Here is a 22,495-nt window from a genome sequence, read left to right as displayed (position 1 = left end):
TTTCAGGGAGCGGCGTACTGCACGTCGATCGCGTGCTGCGTGAACCCGGACCGCCGGTACAGCGCCAGTGCGGGTTCGTTGTCGCCCTCGACGTAGAGCGCGGCTGCGGTCAGGCCACGACCGGCCAGGCGGGTGGACCCGGCGCGCATGAGCACACCGCCGAGCCCCCGCCCCTGCAGGTCGGGGCGGACGGCGACGGCGTAGAACTCGCCGATCCCGTCCTCGACCTTGAGCCAGCAGGACCCCGCGAGTTCCCCGTCGGCGTCGCGCAGCAGGATCAGGTCGTCCGGGGAGAACCACGGCTCGGCTTCCCGCGCCCGCAGGTCCTCGAGCGTCATCGAGCCCTGCTCCGGGTGTGACGCGAAGGCCGCGGCGTTGAGGGCGAGCCAGTCGCCCTCGTCGGTGCTGGGATCGGAGCCGGTGCCCGTCCGGAACGCGGTCACGGTGTACCCGGACGGGAGGCTCGGGTCCGGTGCCGTCGTCGGCACCGGTGCGCGCAGCTGCAGCAGCGTCCTGGTGGCGGCCCAGCCGAACCGGGTCGCGATCGCGCGTGCCGCCGGGCTGTCGCCGTGTGCCCAGGCGAGCCGGGGAGCGGCCCCGCCGTCCAGGGCGAGCGCCTGCTCGACGAGCCGTGTCCCGACGCCGTGGCCACGGGCCTCCAGTTCGACGACCAGTTCCAGCTCGCCGTTCCTGACCACCGCGACCCCGTCGGGTTCCTGCAGCACGACCGCGCGCCCCGCGCGCACGTCGACGAGGGTCTGGTCGGAGAACGGCGGTGGTTCGCCGGGAACGGTGAACCAGGCGGGGTCCACCACTACTGGCCCATCAGCCGATCGGCCTCGTCGTCGTAGACGTTGAAGCGGTAGCCGACGTTCCGGACGGTGCCGATGAGCGACTCGAGGTCGCCGAGCTTGGCGCGGAGGCGTCGAACGTGCACGTCGACCGTGCGGGTGCCGCCGAAGTAGTCGTAGCCCCAGACCTCGGAGAGGAGCTGTTCGCGGGTGAACACGCGCGACGGGTGCGTGGCGAAGAAGCGCAGGAGCTCGAACTCCTTGAACGTCAGGTCGAGCGGCTTGCCCCGCACCTTCGCCGAGTAGCTCGCCTCGTCGATGACGACGCCGGAGGCCTGGATCTTCGAGCCGGTCTGGTTCTTCGCGGCACGGCCGGCGCTCAGTCGGATGCGGGCGTCGACCTCTGCCGGGCCGGCGCTCTCGAGCACGACGTCGTCGATGTTCCACTCGCTGTTGACCGCGGTGAGGCCGCCCTCGGTGACGACGAGCACGATCGGCGTCGTCGAGCCGGAGGTGGAGAGGATCTTGCACAGGGCCTTGGCGCTGACGAGGTCGGTCCTGGCGTCGACGAACATCAGGTCGCTCTGCGGGGCGTTCACCAGCTGCGCGGCCTCCGCCGGCACGTGGCGGATCCGGTGGCTCAGGAGGCCGAGGCTCGGGAGCACGTCCCCGGGCGCAGCCGAAGTGAGTACCAGGAGCTGTGCCACAGGACCTCCAGAACGGATGAGACGTCGTGCGGACATCCTAGTGATGCTCGACAAGCGTCCTCGACGCGGCCTGCAATGATGGGGTGGTGACCGAGCCCGTCCAGCCAGCAGACCAGCGCCGTCTGAAGCTCACGTCCGTGCTGCCCGTCTGGCTGCTGTCGATCGTCGGCGCCGTGCTCGTCCTGACCCTCACCGAGAAGGACTCCTTCGCCTGGCTGCTGCTCGTCTTCGTGGCGTCGGTGCTCGTGAGCTTCGTGCTGCAGCTCATCACCGCGACGAAGGACGGGCTGGTCGAACGGATCAGCATCGCGTCGTCCGGGTCGTTCGTCGTCGTGCTCGTCACCGCGGTGGTGCTCCTGGCGCGTTGAGCCGGTGCGCTCGGATGGTGGCCGCGTAGACTCCTGGCATGGATTCGCTGCTTGCGCTCGAGCTGTTCTACGTCGGCCTGTTGGGTCTGGCATCGCTCGCGATCGCGTTCGTCTCGGTGACCGTCGTCGTGAAGCTGTTCAAGGGTCAGCGTTGATCGAACTGCCGGAGGGTCTCGCGCCCGAACTCGTCCCCCTGTCCTGGCTCGTCGGCGTCTGGGAGGGCACGGGCGTCGTCGAGTACCCCGTCGGTCCAGCCGACGCCGACGAACCCGACGTCAGGACGTACGAGTTCGGCCAGCGCGTGAGCTTCAGCCACGACGGCCTGCCGTACCTCAACTACTCGTCCACGACGTGGCTGCTCGACGACGAGCACACGCCGCTCGCGGCCGAGATGGGCTACTGGCGGCTCGACCGTCCGTCCGAGCCGGGTGACCGCGGCCCCGCGATGCTCATGGGCGAGGGCAACGTGCCGTTCACCACGACCCAGAGCGTCGAGGCGCTCCGCAACGCCAACGACGGCTTCGACATCGAAGCGGCGATCATCCACCCGACCGGCGTCAACGAGCTCTACGTCGGGCAGGTCCGCAAGGGCCGCATCGACCTCGCAACCGACGCCGTGATGCGCTCGGCCAACGCGAAGGACTACTCCGCGGCCACCCGCATGTACGGGCTCGTCGAGGGCAAGCTCTTCTGGGCGTGGGACATCGCCGCGCTCGGCCAGGGGCTCACCTCGCACGCCTCGGGGCAGCTCGCGAAGGTCGACTGATGGCCGCCTTCGCCGACCGTGCGGGGTTCGTCGCGTCCGACCTCGGTCCGGCCGCGCACTTCGGCAACCCGCTCGGTGAGCAACGTCTCCTCGCCCGTGGTTCCGCCGTCGTCGAGCTCGGGCTCGGCGTCGTGACCGTCACCGGTCCTGACCGTCTGTCGTGGCTCAACTCGATCACGTCCCAGCTGCTGCTCGGCCTCGCGCCGGGGGTGAGCACCGAGACGCTCGTGCTCGACCAGTCCGGTCGTGTCGAGCACGCCGCCCGCGTGGTGGACGACGGCACGACGACGTGGCTCCTCACCGAGCCGGCCGATGCCGCACCGCTCGCCGCGTGGCTGTCGTCGATGCGCTTCATGCTCCGGGTGGAGGTCGCCGACGTCTCGTCCGACTTCGTCACCGTCGGGTCGTTCGCCCCGGGGCTCGTCCCCGACGCCGTGGTCGAGTGGGTCGACCCGTGGAACACGATCACGCCAGGCGGGTGGAGCTACGCCGAGCAGCAGGGGCACCCCGGCGCCGACTGGACGCTGCGGATCGCCGTGCTCGACACCACGGCTGCCGACGCCCTGGCTGCGTCAGACCTGCCCGTCGCGGGGCTCCTCGCGCTCGAGGCCCTGCGGATCGCCGCGTGGCGCCCAGCGCTGACCGACGTCGACGAGCGGACTATCCCGCACGAGCTCGACTGGCTCCGGTCCGCCGTGCACCTGACCAAGGGCTGCTACCGCGGGCAGGAGACGGTCGCGAAGGTCCACAACCTCGGACACCCGCCGCGTCGTGTCGTGATGCTGCACCTGGACGGGTCGGACGCCGTGCTGCCGGCGCCGGGCACCCCGGTGGCGCTCGACGGCGTCGTCGTCGGCAGGTTGGCGGCATCGGCGGTGCACCACGAGCTCGGGCCGATCGGCCTCGCCGTGGTCAAGCGCTCCCTGGACCCCACGGCCGTCCTGACGCTCACCACGGATGACGTCGTGGTGACCGCGGCGCAGGAGACCATCGTCCCGCCGGGCGCCGGTGCCACCGCGAACGTCCCGCGCCTGCCCCGCCTCGGCGCCGTCCGCCGCTCGTAATCCCCGGTCGGGCCGGGTCGCGCCCCCGTACGACCATCGCGCCCGGTCACGAACGGGCGCAATGTCCACGTGCGGGCGCGACGAGGCGTCGTCAGCCGACGGTGAGCGTCGTGATCGAGCGGCTGCCGGCGATCTCCTTGCCGTTGTCCGAGCCGCCGACGTGGAGCACCGTGCCCGCCGGGCGGTCGTAGACCAGGTCGTAGTCGGTCGTGTCCGGGTTCATCCACGCGCCGATCCAGCCGGTGGCGGTGGTGCCGTTCGGGACGGTGCCGATCGGCGTGTACCCGGCCTTCGACATAGCGGGCGTCAGGTCATCAGGGTTCGAGAGTCCGAGGCTCACGAGGTCCAGGTTCGCGTCGCGCCGCGTGATCGACACCGCGGACTCCATGACGTCGTTCGAGAACTTCGTACCGGCGGTGACGCGGATCTCGACGAGCACCGGCTTCACACCTCCGGCCGGGGCATCGGCGGGGACGGGGAAGTCCGTCACGATGGCCAGTGGGCGCACCACGGTCCCGCTCACGTCGTCGCGGAGTGTGTCCGCGGTGACGGGGGTGCTCGGCGGCGCCGAGACGGTCGGGGTCGGGCTCGCCGACGCCGAGCGGCGCTGGACGTCCGGCTGCCCGGCGGCGGAGCACCCCGTCAGGGCGACGGCGCCGATCACGAGCCCGGCGACGGCGAAGAAGTGAGTGGTGCGCACGTTCATGCGTCCATCCTGTCAGCGCGGGGCGACGGCCGACCACGGGACGCTGAGCTCGCCGAGGCGCCACCTCGACGTGCCGTGCAGCACCGGCCAACCGCGGTCGCGCATGCCGACGACGGCCGCGAGCCACCGCTGCCGAGGTCCGTACGTCCCGAGGGGAGCGGCGACGGCCCACGACAGGTCGAGGTCCCGCAGGAAGTCGTGCACGCGCTCCCCGGGGACGTTCCGGTGAATGAGCGCCTTCGGCAGCCGCTCCGCCACGATGCTCGGGACGTCGAGCCCCGCGAGCCGGAGCGAGACCGTGAACGTCCGTGGTGCGAGTGGGTCGAGCGTCACCCACGACGCGACCCGGCCGACCTCGTTGCACGTCCCCTCGACGAGCGACCCGCCCGGTTGCAGCCGGTCCTGCATGATCCGCCACGAGTCCACGACCTGGGACTCGTCGTACTGCCGGAGCACGTTGAACGCCCGGATCACCGCAGGCCGACGTCCACCGGGTGTCGGGGTCTCGAAGCCGCCGAGCCGGAAGGTCACCCCGTCGCGCGTGCCGGCGTTCGCCAGTGCGACGCGGGAGGGCTCGATCTCGATCCCGGTGACCTCGACGTCCGGGCGGACGCGTGCCAGACGGTCCCGGAGTTCGAGCGTCGTCGTCGGGCTGGCGCCGTACCCGACGTCGGCGACGAGCGGGTCCGATGCCTTGCGGAGGGCCGGCAACGACGCGATCCACCGGTCGACGCGGCGGAGCCGGTTGTACCCGGTCGTCCCGCGCGTGACGTTCCCGATCGGCATGCGTCAAGGGTACGGGGGCCACGGCGCTCGGTAGGATCGGAGCATGACCTCCACGCTCGTCCTGCTCCGTCACGGCAACAGTGACTGGAACCAGAAGAACCTGTTCACCGGTTGGGTCGACGTCCGGCTCTCCGAGCTCGGTGAGAAGGAGGCGAAGCGCGCCGGCGAGCTCATCGCCGAGTCCGGCATCGTCCCCGACGTCCTGTACACCTCGCTCCTGACCCGTGCGATCCAGACCGCCGACATCGCCCTGCTCGAAGCGGACCTGGCATGGCTGCCGGTCAAGCGCGACTGGCGTCTGAACGAGCGCCACTACGGCGACCTGCAGGGCAAGGACAAGGCCCAGACGCTCGAGCAGTACGGCGAGCAGCAGTTCATGGAGTGGCGCCGCTCGTTCGACGTCCCGCCGCCCCCCATCGCCGACGACGCCGAGTGGTCGCAGTTCGGCGACCGCCGCTACGCCGAGCTCGGTGACGCGCTGCCCCGCACGGAGTCGCTGAAGCTCGTGATCGACCGGCTGCTGCCCTACTGGGAGTCCGACATCACGAAGGACCTCGGCGCGGGCAAGACCGTCCTGGTCACGGCGCACGGCAACTCGCTGCGCGCGCTCGTCAAGCACCTCGACGGCATCTCGGACGACGACATCGCGGGGCTCAACATCCCGACGGGCATCCCGCTCGTGTACGAGCTCGACGACGACTTCCGCCCGACCGGCCCGTCGCGCTACCTCGACCCCGAGGCCGCCGCCGCCGGTGCCGCCGCGGTCGCCGCGCAGGGCGCCAAGAAGTAGGACGCGAGTCCAGCACCCATCGCGAAAGCGACAGTTCGCCGCGGAAGATCCGCGGCGAACTGTCGCTTTCGCGGAAGAGCGCGGGTGACGGCACCGCGAACTGTCGCTTTCGCGGAAGCGCGCGGGCGACGGCGCGCCTCAGACGAAGTGCGAGGCGATCTCCTGCACGAGCTCGCCGACGTCGTACTGCGCCGTGGTGTCGACGCGGACGACCGGTCCGAGGCCGACCGGTCCGGCGGTGGGGCCGTGCTCGTCCCAGAACGCCAGGATGTCCGCCAGGTCGCCGTGCACCTCGTGACGCACGGGTGAACCCGGGTCGTACCGGTCCGTCAGCCGCTCCACGGCGGTCGCGTGGTCGACGTCGCACCACACCTCGACGGCGCGAGGCGACCCGGCGGAGGCGAGCCCGGCCTCCAGGAACGCGCGGTCACGGGACGGCAGCCAGACGGCGTCGAGGACGACCCCGTTCTCGACCGCTCCGGCCATCGCCCACATCGTGGTCATCGCGATGGCGCCGAGCGGACGCGAGGCGATCATCGGGCCGGCGATGTCCGCCAGCGGTTCCTTGATCCGGTCCTTCGAGAGGAAGGGGCAGCCGAGCACCTCGGCGAGGGCGGCGCCGACCGTGCTCTTGCCGGAACCGGGCATGCCGTTGACGATGATCGCGACCTGGGCCATGCCACGATCCTGGCAGAGAACCTCCGGTCAGACGTTGGCGTTCGCGCCGGCCCAGTCGCCCGTCGCCAGGTACTGCACCTTCTTCGCGATCGACACCGCGTGGTCTGCGAATCGCTCGTGGTACCGGGATGCGAGGGTCGCGTCCACGGTGTCGACCGGCGCGCCCTTCCAGGTCTCGCCGAGCACGAAGTCGAACACGCTGGCGTGCAGCTCGTCGACGGCGTCGTCCTCGTCGCGGATCTCCTCGGCGAGCTGGATGTCCTCGGTGGCGAGCAGGCGCGTGAGCTTCTGCGCCATCGCGACATCGTGCTGGCCCATCTTCTTGAAGGTGCCGCGCAGGCCCTTCGGGACGACCTTCTCCGGGAAGCGCTGGCGGGCGAGCTGCGCGATGTGCTCGGCCATGTCGCCCATGCGCTCGAGCGAGGAGCTGACACGGAGGGCGGTCACGACGACGCGGAGGTCACGGGCGACGGGAGCCTGGCGCGCGAGGATGTCGATCGCGACCTCGTCGAGGTTGTTCGCCGCCTCGTCGATCTTCGCATCGTCGGCGATGACCTCTTCCGCGAGGGCGACGTCCGACTCGGTGAAGGCCTCGGTGGCCCGGGTGATCGCGGACTCGACGAGCCCGGCGATCTCGGTCAGACGCTCCTGGACGTCCTGGAGCTCCTGCTGGAACACTTCGCGCATGGGGGATTGCCTCTCTGATGCGTACCGGGAGAGTGTCGAGCGCCCAGGTGAACGAACGGTGACCTGCGACTGAACGCTTCGCGATCCTCCGGGCGACGGCCCGCGAACGCGGGTGAACGGCACCGGAACCCCTCGTGACCACTCCTACACTGACGGCATGGACAACGCGTGGCTCGTGCCACTGTCGATGCTCCTCGGCGGGGTCTTCGGCGCGGGAGTCGTCGGACTCATCATCACCGCCGAGCGCACGGCACGGGCAGCCGACGTCGCCGAGCGGACCCTGCCGGACGGCGTCGCAGCGGTCATCGCGACGATGCACAACCCCGCCGTGGTCGTCGACCCCTCGAACACCGTCGTGGCCGCGTCGCCCCAGGCACTGACGATCGGACTGGTCGTGCGGCGCCGGCTCGTGCACGACGAGCTGCGTGCGCTCGTCGACCGCGTGCGCTCGAGCGGCGAGATGGGCTCGGAGGACATGGAGCTCCCGCGTGGCCGTCGCGGGGAGCTCGTCGGGTACCTCAGCTTCCGGGCCGCCCAGCTCGGGAACCGCTACGTGCTCGTGACCGCGGACGACCTCACCGAGTCCCGTCGCATCGACGAGGTCCGCCGGGACTTCGTCGCCAACATCTCGCACGAGCTGAAGACCCCGATCGGCGCGATCGGTCTGCTGTCCGAGACCCTCATCGCCGCGGCCGACGACCCGGTGCACGTGAAGAAGTTCGCCGCGCAGCTCGTGACCGAGTCCGAGCGGCTCGGTGCCCTCACGAAGGACATCATCGAGCTGTCCAGACTGCAGTCCGTCGACACGCTGGACACGAGCGAGGAGACGTCGATCGACAAGGTCGTGCAGGCCTCGATCGACGCGAACGAGGTCGTCGCCCGCGCCCGCGACATCGAGCTGGTCCGGGCGAAGAAGTCGAAGCTCCGCGTGATGGGCGACCCCGGTCTCCTGCAGGTCGCGGTGTCGAACCTCATCGCGAACGCGATCAAGTACTCCCCGGACAACACCCGCGTCGGCGTCGGTGTCCGGAGCAGCAAGGGCTTCGTCGAGATCGCGGTGACCGACCAGGGCGTCGGCATCCCGGAGGCCGATCTCGACCGGGTGTTCGAGCGGTTCTACCGCGTCGACCCAGCACGGTCGCGGGCAACAGGGGGCACCGGCCTCGGACTCGCCATCGTGAAGCACGTCGTCGGCAACCACGGCGGTGACGTGCGCGTGTGGTCCCAGCCCGGCAAGGGCTCGACCTTCACGATCCGCCTGCCCGAGGCGGACACCGAACTGACAACAGCACTCGAAGAGCAACTGGAAGAGCAGCCATCGTGACCAAGATCCTCATCGTCGACGACGAGCCGGCCCTGAGCGGACCCCTGGAGTTCCTCCTGCAGCGCGAGGGGTACGAGACCTCCGTCGCAGCGGACGGCGTGACCGCGCTGTCGAAGTTCGACGCGGAGAACCCCGACCTCGTCCTGCTGGACCTCATGCTCCCGGGGCTCTCCGGCACCGAGGTCTGCCGGCAGATCCGCACGCGGTCGAACGCCCCGATCATCATGCTGACGGCGAAGGACTCGGAGGTGGACATCGTCGTCGGGCTCGAGCTCGGTGCCGACGACTACGTGACGAAGCCGTACTCGACCCGCGAGCTCCTGGCACGCATCCGCGCGGTGCTCCGCCGTCGCACCGAGGACGACCCCGCCGACAGCGGCATCCTGCAGGTCGGCGGCATCAAGATGGACGTCGAGCGCCACACCGTGTCGGTCGACGGGTCCGAGACGCCGATGCCGCTCAAGGAGTTCGAGCTCCTCGAGCTGCTGCTCCGGAACGCCGGCCGGGTGCTGACCCGTGGGCAGCTCATCGACCGCGTGTGGGGCTCCGACTACTTCGGTGACACGAAGACCCTCGACGTGCACATCAAGCGGATCCGATCGAAGATCGAGCGGGTGCCGTCGGCACCGGAGGTGCTGGTCACGGTGCGTGGTCTGGGGTACCGGATCGAGGCCTGACGGCCTGGCAACGCATCGGAGGCCCGGTGCCGGTCCGACGGACCGGCACCGGGCCTCCAGTGCGAACGTGCGTGCGTGTGGTGCGTCCGCGACGGCGGGTTACGGGTTGATCGGGGTGTCCGTCGGGTCCGCCGAGGGCGACTCAGCCGGGAGGGTGATCTCCGACGTCGGCGTCGAGGTCGGGGCGAGGGTCTGGTACTCCTCCTGCGAGCTCGTCAGGACGGGGACGCTCCCGGAGACGCCCTCGGCGCCCGGGTACGAGAAGTAGACCTTCACGAGCGACCCGGGGGTGACCTTGGCGTCGGCGAAGTCGAGGGTGTCGTGCTTCTTGTCGTTCGCGAGGTCGACGTGCGAACTGGCCGGCACGTCGACGGTCTCGGTGTCGCCGCCGATCTCGACCGAGACGGTGATGTCGTCGGTGTCGCTGTTGTTGATGAGCGTGCCGATGAAGCGTGCGTCGTCGCCCGAGTCGGAGATGAGCAGCGCGTTGCGGACGTCGATCTTGCCCGTCGTGACGTTGACGCCGTCCGTGATCTGCTTGATCGTCTTGGTGTCCTGCGGCGTCCAGAACGCGCAGCCGGATGCGCCGATCGCGATGGTTGCCGCAACGGCGACGGACACGAGTACCCGAGCTCGCAAGAGATTCCTCCGAAGATCACGATGCGCCAACCGAGCGGCTCGCGCGGCCTCCATCCTACCGATCACCTGGGAGTGCTCGCGGTTAGGCGCCCCTTACCCGAATTTTCCTTGTGGTAAACTGGGTGTTGCGGAACGGAGCTTGATACATGCAATTCGAGGTCGGCGAGACCGTCGTCTACCCCCATCACGGGGCGGCAACCATCTCTGAAGTCAAGACGCGAGTCATCAAGGGCGAGGAAAAGGTCTACCTGAAGCTGCGTGTCACGCAGGGTGACCTGACGATCGAGGTACCGGCGGACAACGTCGACCTGGTCGGCGTCCGGGATGTGATCGGCAAGGAAGGCCTCGACAAGGTCTTCGAAGTGCTGCGCGCACCGTTCACGGAAGAGCCCACGAACTGGTCTCGCCGCTACAAGGCGAACCTCGAGAAGCTCGCGTCCGGTGACGTCATCAAGGTGTCGGAGGTCGTTCGTGACCTGTGGCGCCGCGACCAGGACCGCGGTCTCTCGGCTGGTGAGAAGCGCATGCTCGCCAAGGCCCGTCAGATCCTGATCTCCGAGCTCGCGCTCGCGGAGAAGACCGACGAGGACAAGGCATCCACCGTCCTCGACGAGGTCCTCGCTTCCTGATCGCCCCGGCTTGAGCAGCAGCCCCTCGACGACCCCACTGACCGACACGGTCCGTGGGGTCGTCGTCGTTGCGGCAGGGTCTGGCACCCGGCTCGGGCTGGCGACGCCGAAGGCCTTCGTGCCCGTCGCCGGGTCGCTGATGCTCGAGCGTGCACTGTCGCCGTTGTTCACGCTGGCGACGCCGACGTTCGTGGTCGTGGTCGCCCCGGCCGCGTTGCTCTCCGAGTGCTCGGACGTGGTCGCCGCGGTGGCCGGACCCGCCGTCGGGTACACGGCCGTCGTCGCGGGCGGGGCCGATCGGCACGCGTCGGTGCAGGCGGGTCTCCAGGCGCTGCCGTCGTCGGTCGAGACGGTGCTCGTGCACGACGCTGCCCGCTGTCTGACGCCGGCTGCACAGTTCGAGGACGTGTTCGCCGCGGTGGCCGCGACCGGGGACGGGATCATCCCCGCGCTGCCCGTCACCGACACGGTCAAGCAGGTGTCCGGCGACGTCGTGGTGTCCACCGTGGACCGGTCGGCGCTCGTCGGGGTGCAGACCCCCCAGGGCTTCCCGCTCGCCGCACTCCGCGACGCGTACGCGGTGTCGACGCAGTCCGAGACCGACGACGCCGGGGTCTTCCAGGCAGCTGGTGGCACCGTGCGGTTCGTCCCCGGCGACGCGGACGCGTTCAAGATCACGACGCCGTGGGACCTTCGCCGGGCCGCTGCCGTGGTGTCGGAGCGCACCGGAGCCGCTCGAGACGTCCGGGTCGGGCTCGGCGTCGACGTGCACGCGTTCGACGCCGATGCGGTCTGCCGGGTCGGACTGCTCGAGTTCCCCGGCGAGCATGGGCTCGCCGGGCACAGCGACGGGGACGCCGTGGCGCACGCGGTGTGCGACGCGCTGCTCTCCGCCGGGGGGCTCGGGGACATCGGCGGACGGTTCGGCACGTCGGACCCCGCGTACGCCGGAGCGACCGGCGACGTCTTCGTCCGCGGTGCGGTGTCCGCGCTGGCATCGGCCGGCCTCGTCCCGACGTCGGTCACCGTGCAGGTGATCGGCAACCGTCCTCGGATCGGTGCTCGGCGGACCGAGATGGAAACCGCGCTGTCCGCGGTCGTCGGAGCGCCCGTCGCGGTGTCCGGCACGACGACGGACGGGCTCGGGTTCACCGGTCGTGGCGAGGGGCTCGCGGCGATCGCGACGGCACTCGTCCGGGCCGACCGCTCCGTCTAGGGTTGAGGCGTGACCGTTCGCCTCTACGACTCCCGTGCCGCAGACGTCGTCGACCTCGTCCCGCTGGTCGACGGACAGGTGAGCATGTACGTGTGCGGACCGACGGTGCAGTCGTCGCCGCACATCGGGCACCTCCGCTCCGCCCTGGTGTACGACATCTGGCGCCGCTGGCTCACCCACCGCGGGTACCGCGTGACGCTGGTCCGGAACGTCACGGACATCGACGACAAGGTGCTGGACCTGGCCGCCGGCTCCGACGAGCCCTGGTGGGCCCGGGCGTACCGCGTCGAGCTCGAGTTCACCGCCGGGTACACCGCGCTCGGGATCCTGCCGCCCACGTACGAGCCCCGCGCCACCGCCAGCATCCCGCAGATGCAGGACATCATCGCCCGCCTCATCGAGCGCGGGCACGCCTACCCGGCCGCCGACGGCTCCGGGGACGTCTACTTCGACACCGGCAGCTGGGCGTCGTACGGCGCCCTGACCCGCCAGCGTCGCGAGGACATGGTCGAAGCCGCGGACGCCGACCCCCGCGGCAAGCGGGACGCCCGTGACTTCGCGCTCTGGAAGGGCGCGAAGGACGGCGAACCCACGACGGCCAGCTGGGACTCCCCGTGGGGAGCCGGCCGTCCGGGTTGGCACATCGAGTGCTCCGCGATGTCCCGGCGGTACCTCGGGCCGGCGTTCGACATCCACGGCGGCGGGCTCGACCTCCGGTTCCCGCACCACGAGAACGAGCTGGCCCAGTCCACGGCCGCCGGCGACCCGTTCGCGACGTACTGGCTGCACAACGGCCTCGTGACCGTCGGCGGGCAGAAGATGTCGAAGTCGCTCGGCAACTCGATCTTCGCGGCGGACTTCCTCGGGTCCGCGCGGCCGATCGTCGTCCGCTACTTCCTCGGCGCCGCCCACTACCGGTCGACGATCGACCACCACGAGGGGTCCCTGGGCGAAGCAGAGGCAGCGCTCGACCGGATCGACGGCTTCCTCTCGCGAGCGGCCTCGCGACTCGAAGGCGTCACGCTCGCGGACGCCCCGGACGTCCCGGACGCGTTCGCCGCAGCGATGGACGACGACCTCTCGGTGCCGCAGGCGCTCGCCGTCCTGCACGAGACCGTCCGCGCCGGGAACGCCGCGTTGGACGCCGACGATGCGGATGCGCTCGGGACCGCGTACCATCAGGTGGCTGCGATGGTGGAGGTGCTCGGCATCGACCCGCGAGCGACTCACTGGTCCGGTGCCGGTCAGGACCCCTCCGCCGCACCGCTCGCCGCCCTCGTCGAACGCCTCGTGCAGGAGCGTTCCGACGCCAGGGCGTCCCGGGACTTCGCCACGGCCGACCGTGTGCGCGACGACCTCGCGGCCGCGGGCATCACGATCGAGGACACCTCGGCCGGAACACGCTGGAGCATCGCCTGACCACGGCAGTGCCGAACAGGAGAGAACCATGAAGAACGTCTCGGGCAACAAGAAGGGCCGTCCCGGTGCCGTGCGCTCCGGGCGCAAGGGCAACAAGCAGGTCGGCTCCGGCGGCCAGGGAGCGCAGGCGCTCGAGGGGCGCAAGCCCACCCCGAAGGCGGAGGACCGCCCGTACCACCCCGCCGGCAAGCGCAAGGCCGCCAAGGAACGGTACGACGCCGCTCGTGGTCGGCACGGTGCGTCGAGCGCGCCGTCGAACCGCACCGGGCGTCCGCCGCAGCGCAAGAGCGACGACTCGGAGCTGGTGACCGGGCGCAACTCCGTGCTCGAGGCCCTGCGCACCAAGACCCCGTCGACGACGCTCTACATCGCCGCCCGCATCGAGGTGGACGACCGCGTCAAGGAGATCCTGGCGCTCGCCAACCACCGTGGCGTGCCGATCATGGAGATCATGCGCCCGGAGCTCGACCGCATCACCGGGCACGACAGCGTGCACCAGGGCGTCGCGCTCAAGGTCCCCGCGTACGAGTACGCCGTGGCCGAGGACGTCGTCGAGCGCGCGTTCTCCCGCGACGAGGTGCCGCTGATGGTGGCGCTCGACGGCATCACCGACCCGCGTAACCTCGGTGCGATCATCCGGTCCACCGCGGCGTTCGGCGGCCACGGCGTGATCGTGCCGCAGCGTCGGTCGGTCGGCGTGACGGCCTCGGCGTGGAAGACCTCCGCCGGTGCCGCCGCCCGCACCCCCGTCGCGATGGCGCCGAACCTCACGCAGACGCTCAAGTCGCTCAAGTCGATGGGGCTGTTCGTGCTCGGCCTGGCGGGCGACGGCGACGTGCAGCTCGACGCGCTCGAGCTCGCCGACCGGCCGATCGTCATCGTCGTCGGTTCCGAGGGCAAGGGCCTGTCGCGCCTGGTCACCGAGACCTGCGACGCGATCGTGTCCATCCCGATCTCGTCGGCGACGGAGTCCCTCAACGCGGGCATCGCCGCGAGCGTCACCCTGTGGGAGGTCGCCCGCCGCCGTCGCGCGGAGTAGGGCGCAGCACCGAACGCACGCGCTGGAGGCCCGGAGCCGGTCCAACGGACTGGCACCGGGCCTCCAGTGCGTCGCTCACCGCCCCGTTCGAGTGGTCGCGACACCCCGAGGGCGAGCCGCCGAGTGGTCGCGGAACGTCGCTTGGCGACGCTCCGGCCGACGGCTCCTGGCCACTCGGCGGAACCGGGCGGGGTGTCGTGACCGGTCGGCGCCGCGGCGTCGGCGTCGGCGTCAGACGTTCGCGCGCCAGTCCTCGACGTCCTCGGCCTCGTCGACGTCGGCGTCGTTCTCGACCAGCGGGATCGGCAGCGTCATCGAGGACGTCGGCGGGTTGATCAGCAGGCGCTCGTCGCGACGGTGGCGCAGCACGTCGTTGATGTACGCCGTCGTCGCCTCGGGCAGGGACACCGAACGCTCTTCTTCCTGGGACATGAACCAGCGGTGCTCGAGCAGCTCGTGGAACACCTCGGCGGGCTCGAGCCGTCCGCGGAGATCGCGTGGGATCGCTCGCACGACGGGCTCGAACACGCGGGACACCCACTCGTGCGCGACCATCTCCTCGTCGAGCTCGTCGCGACCGTTCCGCGCACGGTAGGCGTCGAGGTCGTTGAGCAGGCGGCGTGCCTGGTTCTCGCCGGCGTCCAGTCCGGTGAGCCGGAGCAGACGTCGCTGGTGGTGTCCGGCGTCCACGACCTTCGGCTGGATGCGGACCTCGCCGCCGCCGGGCGCCGCGTTGATCGAGAGCTCCTCGATGTCGAAGCCGAGTGCATTGAGACGCTCGACCCGGTCGTTGATGCGCCAGCGTTCCTTGGCGTCGAACTGCTCGGTGCCGGTGAGCTCCTTCCAGAGCGTCCGGTACTGGGCGACGATGCGGTTCGAGACGTCCACCGCGTCGGCGTTCTCGTCGAGACGTCCGCCTGCCTCGAGGTCGAGGAGCTCACCGGCGATGTTCACGCGTGCGACCTCGAGGTCGTTCTCACGCTGCCCGTTCGACAGCCCGCCCGGGTAGAGCTTGCCGGTCTCGGCGTCCACCAGGTAGGCGGCGAAGGACCCGGCGTCCCGGCGGAACAGGGTGTTCGACAGCGATACGTCGCCCCAGTAGAAGCCGAGGATGTGCAGGCGCACGAGCAGGAGGGCGAGCGCGTCCACGAGCCGGGTCGCGGTGTCGGGTCGGAGCGTCTGGGAGTACAGCGCACGGTAGGGGAGCGAGAAGCGCAGGTGCCGGGTGACGAGCACCGGGTGCAGGGGTTCTCCGTCCGCGCTCATCCGGTTCGTGATGACGGCGACCGGGTCCACGCACGGGACGTCCATGCGCTGCAGGGTCCTGAGCATCTCGTACTCGGACCGGGCGATCTCCTCGCCGGTCTCCTTCACCGCGACGACGTACCCGCTGAGGTGCACGAACCGGACGAGGTGCCGCGAGATGCCCTTCGGGAGCGCGACGATCGTCTCGTCCGGCCACTCGTCGAGCGGCAGGTCCCACGGCAGGTCGAGCAGGCCGGGGTCGACGGTGGCTGCGGTGATGGACATCGAGTCGGGCACGGTTGCTCCTGTGGTGCGGTGTGCGTCCGGTGGGTGGAACGACGGGAGCCCGCCACCCGCCCTTGTGAGGCGGGCGCGGGCTCCCGAGGGGTGCGCTGCTTACGCGCTGACGACGGCCTTGTCGTCGAGGCGCTCGCCGGACTCGGCGTCGAACACGTGCACGTGGCCCTGCTTGGGGCTCACGACGATCGTGTCGCCGATCGACGGGTGTGCGCGGCCGTCCACACGCGCGACGATGTCGGTGCGCGTGCCGTTGACGTCGGCGTGACCGTAGAGGTAGCCGTCGGCGCCGAGCTCCTCGACGACGTCGACCGTGACGGGGAGGCCCTCGCCCGACTGGGACACGATGATGTCCTCGGGGCGGACGCCGACGGTGACCTGACCGGCACGCGCGTTGGAGAGCGTGTCGCGGTCGATCGGGTGGTTGAGCGAACCGAAGGAGATGCCGCCCTCGACCACACCGGCCGGGAGCAGGTTCATGGCCGGCGAACCGATGAAGCCGGCGACGAACACGTTGTTCGGCTTCTCGTACAGGTCGCGCGGGGTGCCGACCTGCTGCAGGATGCCGTCCTTGAGCACCGCGATGCGGTCACCCATGGTGAGGGCCTCGGTCTGGTCGTGCGTGACGTAGACCGTGGTGACGCCGAGACGACGCTGCAGCGACGCGATCTGCGTACGGGTCTGGACGCGGAGCTTGGCGTCGAGGTTCGACAGCGGCTCGTCCATGAGGAACACCTGCGGCTGACGGACGATCGCACGGCCCATCGCGACGCGCTGACGCTGACCACCGGAGAGCGCCTTCGGCTTGCGGCCGAGGTACTGCTCGAGGTCGAGGAGCTTGGCGGCTTCCTGCACGCGGGTGGCGCGCTCTTCCTTGCCGACGCCGGCGATCTTGAGCGCGAAGCCCATGTTCTCGGCCACCGTCATGTGGGGGTACAGCGCGTAGTTCTGGAAGACCATCGCGATGTCGCGGTCCTTCGGCGGGACGTCGGTGACGTCGCGGTCGCCGATGCGGATCGCGCCGGAGTTCACTTCTTCGAGCCCCGCGAGCATGCGCAACGAGGTCGACTTGCCACAGCCCGACGGGCCGACGAGGACGAGGAACTCGCCGTCGGCGACGTCCAGGTCGAGGGAGTCCACCGCGGGGCGGGTGCCTCCGGGGTAGAGACGGGTTGCCTTGTCATAGGTGACGGACGCCATGAGCGTTCGGTCCTTTCTCCACCGGCAGGTACGTGCCGGACGATCCGAGTGAAGCGGTGTGCCCGTGGGGGCCCCGGATGGTCGCCGTCGACCATCGAGGTTCATACAACACGACTTCCCTGTGGTGCGCCAGTGCCAGTTTGCGGGATTGGGCGCTTCCCAGAGCGTCCCACTACCATCGGTCGGGTCCGTCCGCCGTGCGGGGGTGAGCGCGAGCGGACCCCGATCAGGAGGACCATCGAGCATGACGAACCGCCCCGAGGGTGATGCCCGCGCCGAGCGGAACCAACGCCGAGCAGCGGCCCGTGAGCGTGCCCAGCGCGCCCGCCTCCAGCAGAAGCGCCGCCAGCGCGGACTCCGCCTCGGGCTGCAGGTCGGCCTCGGTGTCGTGCTGCTGGCCGCGGCGACCGTGGTCACCCTCGTGCTCGTCGACTCGACGAAGCCCGCAGGCCCCGGCCCGTCGTCGATGTCGCAGGGCGGCATCACCATCGGGCAGGACCTCAAGGCCGTGTCCGGTTCGGCCTCCCCGCAGCCGTCCGCCTCAGACGGTGCGGCACCGGTCCGCATCACCATGTACGTCGACTACCTCTGCCCGATCTGTGGCGCGTTCGAGAAGACGAACAGCAGCTACATCGAGGGGCTCGTGGACTCCGGGGCCGCGACGGTCGACATCCACCCGATCGCGATCCTGTCGAACCGCTCGCAGGGCACGAAGTACTCGCTCCGCGCGGCGAACGCCGCCGCCTGCGTCGCGGACTCGTCGCCCGACCAGTTCTTCGCCGTGAACCGGGCCCTCTTCGCGAAGCAGCCGGAAGAGGGCACCGCCGGGCTCACCGACGCCCAGCTCACGAAGATCGTCACGGGGGTCGCCGGCGTGCAGGGCAAGTCGGCGATCACGAAGTGCATCGAGGACCAGCGCTTCGGCAAGTGGGTCGACGAACGGACCACTGCGGTGACCGGGGGCGACATCCCGGGTTCGGACCTCACCGAGTTCCCGGGGACGCCGCTCGTGCTCGTGAACGGACAGCGCTACGAGTACTCGCAGCCGTTCACCAACGACGAGTTCCGCACGTTCGTGATCACGGCCGCCGGGTCCGGCGACGCGACCCCCACGCCCACGCCGAGCGCCAGCCCGAGCGCCAGCGCGTCCTAGAGCGACGAGCCGGGGACGCTGAACGTGTCGCAGGACGTCGCGCCCTGCTCGTAGCCCCGCTCGAACCACCGCTGCCGCTGGGCGCTCGACCCGTGCGTGAACGAGTCGGGGTCCACCTGACCGCTGCTCCTCCGCTGGATGCTGTCGTCGCCGACGGCGCTGGCCGCTGAGAGGGCATCGGCGATCTGCGCACGGGTGATCGGCTTGAAGAAGGTCTGCCCGTTCGCCGCCTTCGTGTTCGCCGCGTCACCCACCCAGGCGCCCGCGTAGCAGTCCGCCTGCAGCTCCACGCGGACGCTGCCCGACGAGGCGCCGCTGCCGCTCCGGTCGGTGTCGGCGAACGTGCCCTGCAGCTGCTGCACGTGGTGGCCCCACTCGTGCGCGACGACGTACATCTGCGCGAGCGGGCCGCCCGACGCGCCGTACTTCGACTGCAGGTCGTCGTAGAACGCGGTGTCGAGGTAGATCGCACGGTCCGGCGGGCAGTAGAACGGGCCGGTCGCGGCGGAGGCCGTCCCGCACCCGGTGCTGGTGGACCCGTCGAACAGGTAGAAGTCGGGTGACGAGTACGAGATCCCCAGCTGCCGGCTCTCGGTCGTCCAGTAGGCGTCGAGCGACTCCGCTGCACCCTCCATGCGGCAGTCGATGCTCAGGTTCGCGTCCCGTCCCGTGCGGCACTCGGACACCGGTGACGCCTCGGACCCGGCCTCCTGGATCTGCGTCAGACCGCCGCCGGTCCCGACGAGCCCGCTGAGGTCGAAGCCGGTGAACTGCGCGATGAGGAACACGACGATGGCCGCTGCGCCCACACCGCCCCCGGCGATGGCCGTGGTCCGCCCACGCCGCTTGACCTTGCCGCCCTGCAACTGGGAGTCGTCGTTGAACGTCATGCCACCGAACCTACGGACGGATGAGCGGCTCCGCCCGCGCGAGGTCCGCGCCGATCCCGACGTCGACCAGTTCGATGCGTCCGGCGAGGGTCGCGCCAGGGCCCGTCAGCAGGCCGGCCTTCACGCCGCCGAACGTGACGGTGACGTCGGCCTGCAGCACGTGGTCGTCGGCGATCGCGCCGGTGTCGACGTCGATGCCGCTCGGCACGTCGACCGCGACGACGAACGGGGCGCGCTGGTCGCGCGCGAGCTCGCGGATCGCCTGCACGACCTCGCGCGCCGGGGAGCGGAGCGCGGACGCGCCGTGCACGCCGATTCCGAGGATCGCGTCCAGGACCAGGTCGGCGCGCAGCGCCGCGTCGGACGCGGTCGCGGCCGGGTCGCCACCGTCGGACAGGAGGACCGCACCGGCATCCAGCGCGGCCCTGAGGCCCGCCTCGTGGATGCGCGAGCCGACGCGCAGGATCTCCACGTGCCTCCCGTCCGATGCCAGCCCCGCACCCGCGAACAGGGCGTCGCCGCCGTTGTCGCCGCTGCCCACCAGCAGCAGGACCGACCCGCGGCCGTCACCCGGCCGCTCGGCCGGGTCGTCGAGCAGACGCCCGACGTGCTCGGCCAGCCCAGCTGCCGCCCGCTGCATCAGCGGCTCACCCGCGTCGAGGTGCGGCCGCTCCGCCGCCCGGATCTGATCGCCGCCGTAGCCGTCCATGGCGACCACAGTGCCCGGATACCCTGGAGGGGACATGTCACTCGTCCCCGAAGCACCCCGACCCCGCGCCGTGATGTCCCCGGACGGGCAGCGCATCGCCACGTACGACTTCGGCGACCCCGACGCCCCGACCGTCGTCGCGGTGCACGGGTTCGCGTCCGGCGCGCTGCTCAACTGGCACGCCTCCGGCTGGACCCGCGACCTCGTGCGCGCCGGGTACCGCGTCGTCGCGCTCGACCAGCGCGGGCACGGTGCCTCGTCGAAGCCGCACGAGCCGAGCGCGTACTCGATGGACCTCCTCGTGGCCGACGTCACGACCGTCATCGACACGTACCTGCTCGACGACGTCGCGTTCCTCGGGTACTCCCTCGGCGCCCGCGTCGGCTGGCACACCGCCGAGCGGATCCCGGACCGGATCTCCCGCGCGGTGTTCGGTGGGATCCCCGACGCCGACCCGATGCGGCGTGTGCAGGTCGACCAGGCCAGGGCGTTCATCGCCGACGGCACGCCGATCGAGGACCGCGTGACGAACGGCTACCTGACGATGGCGGGGAACGTCGAGGGGAACGACCTCGGCGCGCTCGTGGCGATGGTCGAGGGGATGCGGAACAGCATCGAGCCGACGCCGGCGAACGCACCCCGTCAGCCGATCCTGATGGCGGCCGGCAGCGAGGACGGCATCAGGGACAGCGCCGTGCGGCTGGCCGAAGCGGCGCCGGACGCGTCGTTCTTCGAGATCCCGGGGCGCAACCACTTCAATGCCCCGACGTCGAGGGCGTTCCGGCAGGCGGCGATCGCGTTCCTGGGCGCAACCACGCAGTGACATCGTTCGGCGCCCCGACGTCGAGGGCGTTCCGGCAGGCGGCGATCGCGTTCCTGGATCGCACGGCGTCGGGGTCCTGACCGGTACTCGCAGGGCCTCTCGGTCCGGCGGCGACGCGGCGTAGCGTCCGTCGCATGGAATACAGACTCCTCGGGAACAGCGGGACAGCGGTGTCCACCCTGACCCTCGGCACCATGACGTTCGGCAGCGAAGCCGACGAACCCACCTCGCACGCGATGATCGACGCCTTCGTCGCAGCGGGCGGCACGCTCGTCGACACGGCGGACGTGTACTCCGGCAACGAGTCCGAGCGCATCATCGGCCGGTGGCTCGCGGCACACCCCACCGAGGCCCAGCAGATCGTCATCGCGACGAAGGGCCGCTTCCCGCAGGGCGACGGGCCGAACGACCTCGGGCTGTCGCGCCGGCACCTCCGTGTCGCACTCGACGCCTCCCTGGAGCGGCTCGGCGTCGACCACATCGACCTGTACCAGATGCACGCGTGGGACGCCCTGACCCCGATCGAGGAGACCCTGCGGTTCCTCGACGACGCCGTGTCCGCGGGCAAGATCGGCTCGTACGGCTTCTCGAACTACCTCGGGTACCAGGTCACGAAGGCCGTGTACGAGGCCCGTGCCCACCACTTCGCACCGCCCGTCACCCTGCAGCCCCAGTACAACCTGCTCGTCCGCGACATCGAGCACGAAGTGGTCCCCGCGTGCCTCGACGCCGGCATCGGACTGCTGCCGTGGTCGCCGCTCGCCGGTGGGTGGCTCTCCGGCAAGTACCAGCGCGACGAGGCCCCGACCGGCTCCACCCGCCTCGGCGAGAACCCCGAGCGCGGCATGGAGGCATGGGAAGCCCGGAACGGCGACGAGCGGACGTGGGAGGTGCTCGACGTGCTCTCCGGTGTGGCCGATGCGCACGGTGCATCGCGCTCGCAGGTCGCGCTCGCGTGGCTCCTCGCCCGCCCGGCGGTCACGAGCGTCATCCTCGGCGCGCGGACGGTGTCGCAGCTCGAGGACAACCTCGGCGCGGCCGACCTCGTGCTCACCGACGCCGAACTGCAGGCGCTGACGGACGCGAGCGCCCCGCGGATCGACGACTACCCCTACGGCACCGCCGGTGTCGCACAGCGGGAGCGCAAGATCCGCGGCGGTCGCTGAGCGTTCGTTGCGGGAAGCCGCGAGGTCGCTCAGCGAGTCTGGACGGGCGGTTGGGTGAGGTGTCATCATCCCGGTACGGCCGGCTGGTTACCGCGCCGAGCGCCCCGGAACGCCCCTGATCCGTGTTCCACCTGCGCCGAGAGCCCCGAGCGACATGGTCGCCGGGGCTCTCGCTCCGTCAGGGGATCCCGACAGCACTGGGCCGGCAGCGGGACTTGAACCCGCAACCCCCGTATTACAAGTACGGTGCGCTACCAATTGCGCCATGCCGGCTGACGCGCATCATCTTACCGGTGAGCGCGTCAGTGACTCATTCGCTCTGCTCGGAGAAGTTCAGCGAGAGCGAGTTCATGCAGTACCGGTCGCCGGTCGGCGTGCCGAAGCCGTCGGGGAACACGTGCCCGAGGTGCGAGCCGCAGTTCGCGCAGCGGACCTCGGTGCGTGCCATGCCGAGGGAGTTGTCCTCGATCAGGGTCACGGCCTCCGGGTTCACCGACTCGTAGAACGACGGCCAACCGCAGCCGGAGTCGAACTTCGTGCCGCTCTTGAACAGCTCGGCGCCACATGCCGCACAGGTGTAGATCCCGGCACGTTCCTCGTCCAGGAGTTCACCCGTCCAGGGGCGCTCGGTGCCGGCCTGCCGGAGGACGGCGTACTGCTCGGGGGAGAGTTCCTCGCGCCACTCGGCGTCGGACTTCTCGACGTTGTAAGCCATTGATGTGCCTC

The 22,495-nt window shown here is 70.6% G+C and carries 25 protein-coding genes and 1 tRNA gene; 13 read left to right on the top strand and 13 right to left on the bottom strand.

The annotated features are described in order from the left end of the window. Positions 1-2: 2 nt before the first annotated feature. The gene (gene mshD / locus AAEP80_RS00705) at positions 3-815 is read right to left on the bottom strand and encodes a mycothiol synthase (RefSeq protein WP_420365587.1); all 813 of its coding nucleotides are present in this window, start codon (positions 813-815) and stop codon (positions 3-5) included. After that, positions 815-1,498, bottom strand: a complete 684-nt coding sequence (locus tag AAEP80_RS00700; protein WP_281265880.1) for a response regulator transcription factor — start codon at positions 1,496-1,498, stop codon at positions 815-817. The genes mshD and AAEP80_RS00700 overlap by 1 nt, the downstream gene beginning before the upstream one ends. Before the next feature lie 86 nt (positions 1,499-1,584). On the opposite strand from AAEP80_RS00700, the gene AAEP80_RS00695 reads away from it, so the two are divergent. The 3 genes from AAEP80_RS00695 (at position 1,585) to AAEP80_RS00685 (ending at position 3,696) form a co-directional block, all read left to right on the top strand. After that, positions 1,585-1,866 carry a hypothetical protein gene (locus AAEP80_RS00695; RefSeq protein WP_281265879.1) on the top strand — a complete coding sequence of 94 codons (282 nt, stop codon included), beginning with the start codon at positions 1,585-1,587 and terminating at the stop codon, positions 1,864-1,866. A 151-nt stretch (positions 1,867-2,017) separates the two neighbouring features. Further along, positions 2,018-2,632: an FABP family protein gene (locus tag AAEP80_RS00690; protein WP_281265878.1), complete on the top strand. Its 615-nt coding sequence runs from the start codon at positions 2,018-2,020 to the stop codon at positions 2,630-2,632. Continuing rightward, positions 2,632-3,696: a YgfZ/GcvT domain-containing protein gene (locus tag AAEP80_RS00685; RefSeq protein WP_420365586.1), complete on the top strand. Its 1,065-nt coding sequence runs from the start codon at positions 2,632-2,634 to the stop codon at positions 3,694-3,696. Before AAEP80_RS00690 ends, AAEP80_RS00685 begins: the two co-directional genes overlap by 1 nt. Before the next feature lie 91 nt (positions 3,697-3,787). Here AAEP80_RS00685 and AAEP80_RS00680 read toward each other — a convergent pair whose 3' ends face one another. Beyond that, positions 3,788-4,402, bottom strand: coding sequence for a hypothetical protein (locus tag AAEP80_RS00680; protein ID WP_420365585.1), 615 nt, complete (start codon positions 4,400-4,402; stop codon positions 3,788-3,790). Between the two features lie 12 nt (positions 4,403-4,414). Further along, entirely contained in the window at positions 4,415-5,188 is a 774-nt protein-coding gene (locus AAEP80_RS00675) for a class I SAM-dependent methyltransferase (RefSeq protein ID WP_420365584.1), read from the bottom strand. 43 nt (positions 5,189-5,231) lie between these two features. On the opposite strand from AAEP80_RS00675, the gene AAEP80_RS00670 reads away from it, so the two are divergent. Further along, entirely contained in the window at positions 5,232-5,978 is a 747-nt protein-coding gene (locus AAEP80_RS00670) for a phosphoglyceromutase (RefSeq protein ID WP_402727151.1), read from the top strand. A 138-nt stretch (positions 5,979-6,116) separates the two neighbouring features. Here the strand turns inward: AAEP80_RS00670 and AAEP80_RS00665 are convergent, their stop codons facing one another. Both AAEP80_RS00665 and phoU read right to left on the bottom strand, forming a co-directional pair. Then, positions 6,117-6,656: an AAA family ATPase gene (locus AAEP80_RS00665; protein WP_420365583.1), complete on the bottom strand. Its 540-nt coding sequence runs from the start codon at positions 6,654-6,656 to the stop codon at positions 6,117-6,119. Positions 6,657-6,683: 27 nt separating this feature from the next. Beyond that, on the bottom strand, positions 6,684-7,343 hold the full coding sequence (gene phoU, locus AAEP80_RS00660) for a phosphate signaling complex protein PhoU (protein ID WP_281265872.1): 660 nt from the start codon (positions 7,341-7,343) through the stop codon (positions 6,684-6,686). A gap of 157 nt (positions 7,344-7,500) precedes the next feature. On the opposite strand from phoU, the gene AAEP80_RS00655 reads away from it, so the two are divergent. Both AAEP80_RS00655 and AAEP80_RS00650 read left to right on the top strand, forming a co-directional pair. Then, positions 7,501-8,667, top strand: coding sequence for a sensor histidine kinase (locus AAEP80_RS00655; protein ID WP_281265871.1), 1,167 nt, complete (start codon positions 7,501-7,503; stop codon positions 8,665-8,667). Next, positions 8,664-9,344, top strand: coding sequence for a response regulator (locus AAEP80_RS00650; RefSeq protein WP_413600881.1), 681 nt, complete (start codon positions 8,664-8,666; stop codon positions 9,342-9,344). Before AAEP80_RS00655 ends, AAEP80_RS00650 begins: the two co-directional genes overlap by 4 nt. Positions 9,345-9,443: 99 nt before the next feature. Here the strand turns inward: AAEP80_RS00650 and AAEP80_RS00645 are convergent, their stop codons facing one another. Continuing rightward, complete coding sequence (locus tag AAEP80_RS00645; protein WP_420365582.1) at positions 9,444-9,983, bottom strand: hypothetical protein; 540 nt, start codon at positions 9,981-9,983, stop codon at positions 9,444-9,446. 146 nt (positions 9,984-10,129) lie between these two features. Between AAEP80_RS00645 and AAEP80_RS00640 the strand changes: the two genes are divergently transcribed. The 4 genes from AAEP80_RS00640 to rlmB are packed head-to-tail and all read left to right on the top strand — an operon-like array spanning position 10,130 to position 14,286. Further along, positions 10,130-10,612, top strand: a complete 483-nt coding sequence (locus AAEP80_RS00640; protein WP_017888066.1) for a CarD family transcriptional regulator — start codon at positions 10,130-10,132, stop codon at positions 10,610-10,612. Positions 10,613-10,622: 10 nt separating this feature from the next. After that, positions 10,623-11,828 carry a 2-C-methyl-D-erythritol 4-phosphate cytidylyltransferase gene (ispD, locus tag AAEP80_RS00635; protein ID WP_420365581.1) on the top strand — a complete coding sequence of 402 codons (1,206 nt, stop codon included), beginning with the start codon at positions 10,623-10,625 and terminating at the stop codon, positions 11,826-11,828. Between the two features lie 9 nt (positions 11,829-11,837). Then, a complete protein-coding gene (gene cysS, locus AAEP80_RS00630) occupies positions 11,838-13,247 on the top strand; it encodes a cysteine--tRNA ligase (protein WP_420365580.1) in 1,410 nt (469 codons plus the stop codon). A gap of 28 nt (positions 13,248-13,275) precedes the next feature. Next, the gene (gene rlmB / locus AAEP80_RS00625; RefSeq protein WP_281265866.1) at positions 13,276-14,286 is read left to right on the top strand and encodes a 23S rRNA (guanosine(2251)-2'-O)-methyltransferase RlmB; all 1,011 of its coding nucleotides are present in this window, start codon (positions 13,276-13,278) and stop codon (positions 14,284-14,286) included. Positions 14,287-14,517: 231 nt separating this feature from the next. Here rlmB and AAEP80_RS00620 read toward each other — a convergent pair whose 3' ends face one another. Both AAEP80_RS00620 and AAEP80_RS00615 read right to left on the bottom strand, forming a co-directional pair. Further along, positions 14,518-15,816, bottom strand: coding sequence for a DUF4032 domain-containing protein (locus tag AAEP80_RS00620; protein WP_420365579.1), 1,299 nt, complete (start codon positions 15,814-15,816; stop codon positions 14,518-14,520). Positions 15,817-15,927: 111 nt separating this feature from the next. Next, positions 15,928-17,028: an ABC transporter ATP-binding protein gene (locus tag AAEP80_RS00615; RefSeq protein ID WP_413600885.1), complete on the bottom strand. Its 1,101-nt coding sequence runs from the start codon at positions 17,026-17,028 to the stop codon at positions 15,928-15,930. 244 nt (positions 17,029-17,272) lie between these two features. Between AAEP80_RS00615 and AAEP80_RS00610 the strand changes: the two genes are divergently transcribed. Continuing rightward, entirely contained in the window at positions 17,273-18,181 is a 909-nt protein-coding gene (locus AAEP80_RS00610; protein ID WP_413600886.1) for a DsbA family protein, read from the top strand. Here AAEP80_RS00610 and AAEP80_RS00605 read toward each other — a convergent pair. Beyond that, positions 18,178-19,071, bottom strand: a complete 894-nt coding sequence (locus AAEP80_RS00605) for a neutral zinc metallopeptidase (RefSeq protein WP_420365578.1) — start codon at positions 19,069-19,071, stop codon at positions 18,178-18,180. The genes AAEP80_RS00610 and AAEP80_RS00605 overlap by 4 nt on opposite strands. Before the next feature lie 10 nt (positions 19,072-19,081). Further along, on the bottom strand, positions 19,082-19,780 hold the full coding sequence (locus AAEP80_RS00600; RefSeq protein WP_420365577.1) for an NAD(P)H-hydrate epimerase: 699 nt from the start codon (positions 19,778-19,780) through the stop codon (positions 19,082-19,084). 34 nt (positions 19,781-19,814) lie between these two features. On the opposite strand from AAEP80_RS00600, the gene AAEP80_RS00595 reads away from it, so the two are divergent. Both AAEP80_RS00595 and AAEP80_RS00590 read left to right on the top strand, forming a co-directional pair. Next, the gene (locus AAEP80_RS00595; protein ID WP_420365576.1) at positions 19,815-20,603 is read left to right on the top strand and encodes an alpha/beta fold hydrolase; all 789 of its coding nucleotides are present in this window, start codon (positions 19,815-19,817) and stop codon (positions 20,601-20,603) included. Between the two features lie 134 nt (positions 20,604-20,737). Then, positions 20,738-21,769, top strand: coding sequence for an aldo/keto reductase (locus tag AAEP80_RS00590; protein ID WP_420365575.1), 1,032 nt, complete (start codon positions 20,738-20,740; stop codon positions 21,767-21,769). 200 nt (positions 21,770-21,969) lie between these two features. On the opposite strand, the gene AAEP80_RS00585 is transcribed toward AAEP80_RS00590, so the two are convergent. Together AAEP80_RS00585 and msrB are read right to left on the bottom strand one after the other, a co-directional pair. Then, positions 21,970-22,042: transfer RNA gene (locus tag AAEP80_RS00585), tRNA-Thr, on the bottom strand. Between the two features lie 37 nt (positions 22,043-22,079). Beyond that, positions 22,080-22,484, bottom strand: coding sequence for a peptide-methionine (R)-S-oxide reductase MsrB (gene msrB, locus AAEP80_RS00580; protein WP_281265856.1), 405 nt, complete (start codon positions 22,482-22,484; stop codon positions 22,080-22,082). Positions 22,485-22,495 lie beyond the last annotated feature (11 nt).

The sequence above is a fragment of the Curtobacterium sp. L3-7 genome, assembly GCF_048756585.1.
Lineage (GTDB): Bacteria > Actinomycetota > Actinomycetes > Actinomycetales > Microbacteriaceae > Curtobacterium.
This window is presented reverse-complemented; position numbering and strand designations above follow the sequence as displayed.

Excerpts from the sequence above, each read along its gene's own strand:
- AAEP80_RS00665 (WP_420365583.1), bottom strand. The coding sequence starts at position 6,656 with ATGGCCCAGGTCGCGATCATCGTCAACGGCATGCCCGGTTCCGGCAAG.
- AAEP80_RS00675 (WP_420365584.1), bottom strand. The coding sequence starts at position 5,188 with ATGCCGATCGGGAACGTCACGCGCGGGACGACCGGGTACAACCGGCTC.
- msrB (WP_281265856.1), bottom strand. The coding sequence starts at position 22,484 with ATGGCTTACAACGTCGAGAAGTCCGACGCCGAGTGGCGCGAGGAACTC.
- AAEP80_RS00615 (WP_413600885.1), bottom strand. The coding sequence starts at position 17,028 with ATGGCGTCCGTCACCTATGACAAGGCAACCCGTCTCTACCCCGGAGGC.
- AAEP80_RS00595 (WP_420365576.1), top strand. The coding sequence starts at position 19,815 with ATGTCACTCGTCCCCGAAGCACCCCGACCCCGCGCCGTGATGTCCCCG.
- AAEP80_RS00680 (WP_420365585.1), bottom strand. The coding sequence starts at position 4,402 with ATGAACGTGCGCACCACTCACTTCTTCGCCGTCGCCGGGCTCGTGATC.
- rlmB (WP_281265866.1), top strand. The coding sequence starts at position 13,276 with ATGAAGAACGTCTCGGGCAACAAGAAGGGCCGTCCCGGTGCCGTGCGC.
- AAEP80_RS00610 (WP_413600886.1), top strand. The coding sequence starts at position 17,273 with ATGACGAACCGCCCCGAGGGTGATGCCCGCGCCGAGCGGAACCAACGC.
- AAEP80_RS00670 (WP_402727151.1), top strand. The coding sequence starts at position 5,232 with ATGACCTCCACGCTCGTCCTGCTCCGTCACGGCAACAGTGACTGGAAC.
- AAEP80_RS00640 (WP_017888066.1), top strand. The coding sequence starts at position 10,130 with ATGCAATTCGAGGTCGGCGAGACCGTCGTCTACCCCCATCACGGGGCG.
- phoU (WP_281265872.1), bottom strand. The coding sequence starts at position 7,343 with ATGCGCGAAGTGTTCCAGCAGGAGCTCCAGGACGTCCAGGAGCGTCTG.
- AAEP80_RS00590 (WP_420365575.1), top strand. The coding sequence starts at position 20,738 with ATGGAATACAGACTCCTCGGGAACAGCGGGACAGCGGTGTCCACCCTG.
- AAEP80_RS00655 (WP_281265871.1), top strand. The coding sequence starts at position 7,501 with ATGGACAACGCGTGGCTCGTGCCACTGTCGATGCTCCTCGGCGGGGTC.
- AAEP80_RS00620 (WP_420365579.1), bottom strand. The coding sequence starts at position 15,816 with ATGTCCATCACCGCAGCCACCGTCGACCCCGGCCTGCTCGACCTGCCG.
- AAEP80_RS00605 (WP_420365578.1), bottom strand. The coding sequence starts at position 19,071 with ATGACGTTCAACGACGACTCCCAGTTGCAGGGCGGCAAGGTCAAGCGG.
- AAEP80_RS00685 (WP_420365586.1), top strand. The coding sequence starts at position 2,632 with ATGGCCGCCTTCGCCGACCGTGCGGGGTTCGTCGCGTCCGACCTCGGT.
- AAEP80_RS00600 (WP_420365577.1), bottom strand. The coding sequence starts at position 19,780 with ATGGACGGCTACGGCGGCGATCAGATCCGGGCGGCGGAGCGGCCGCAC.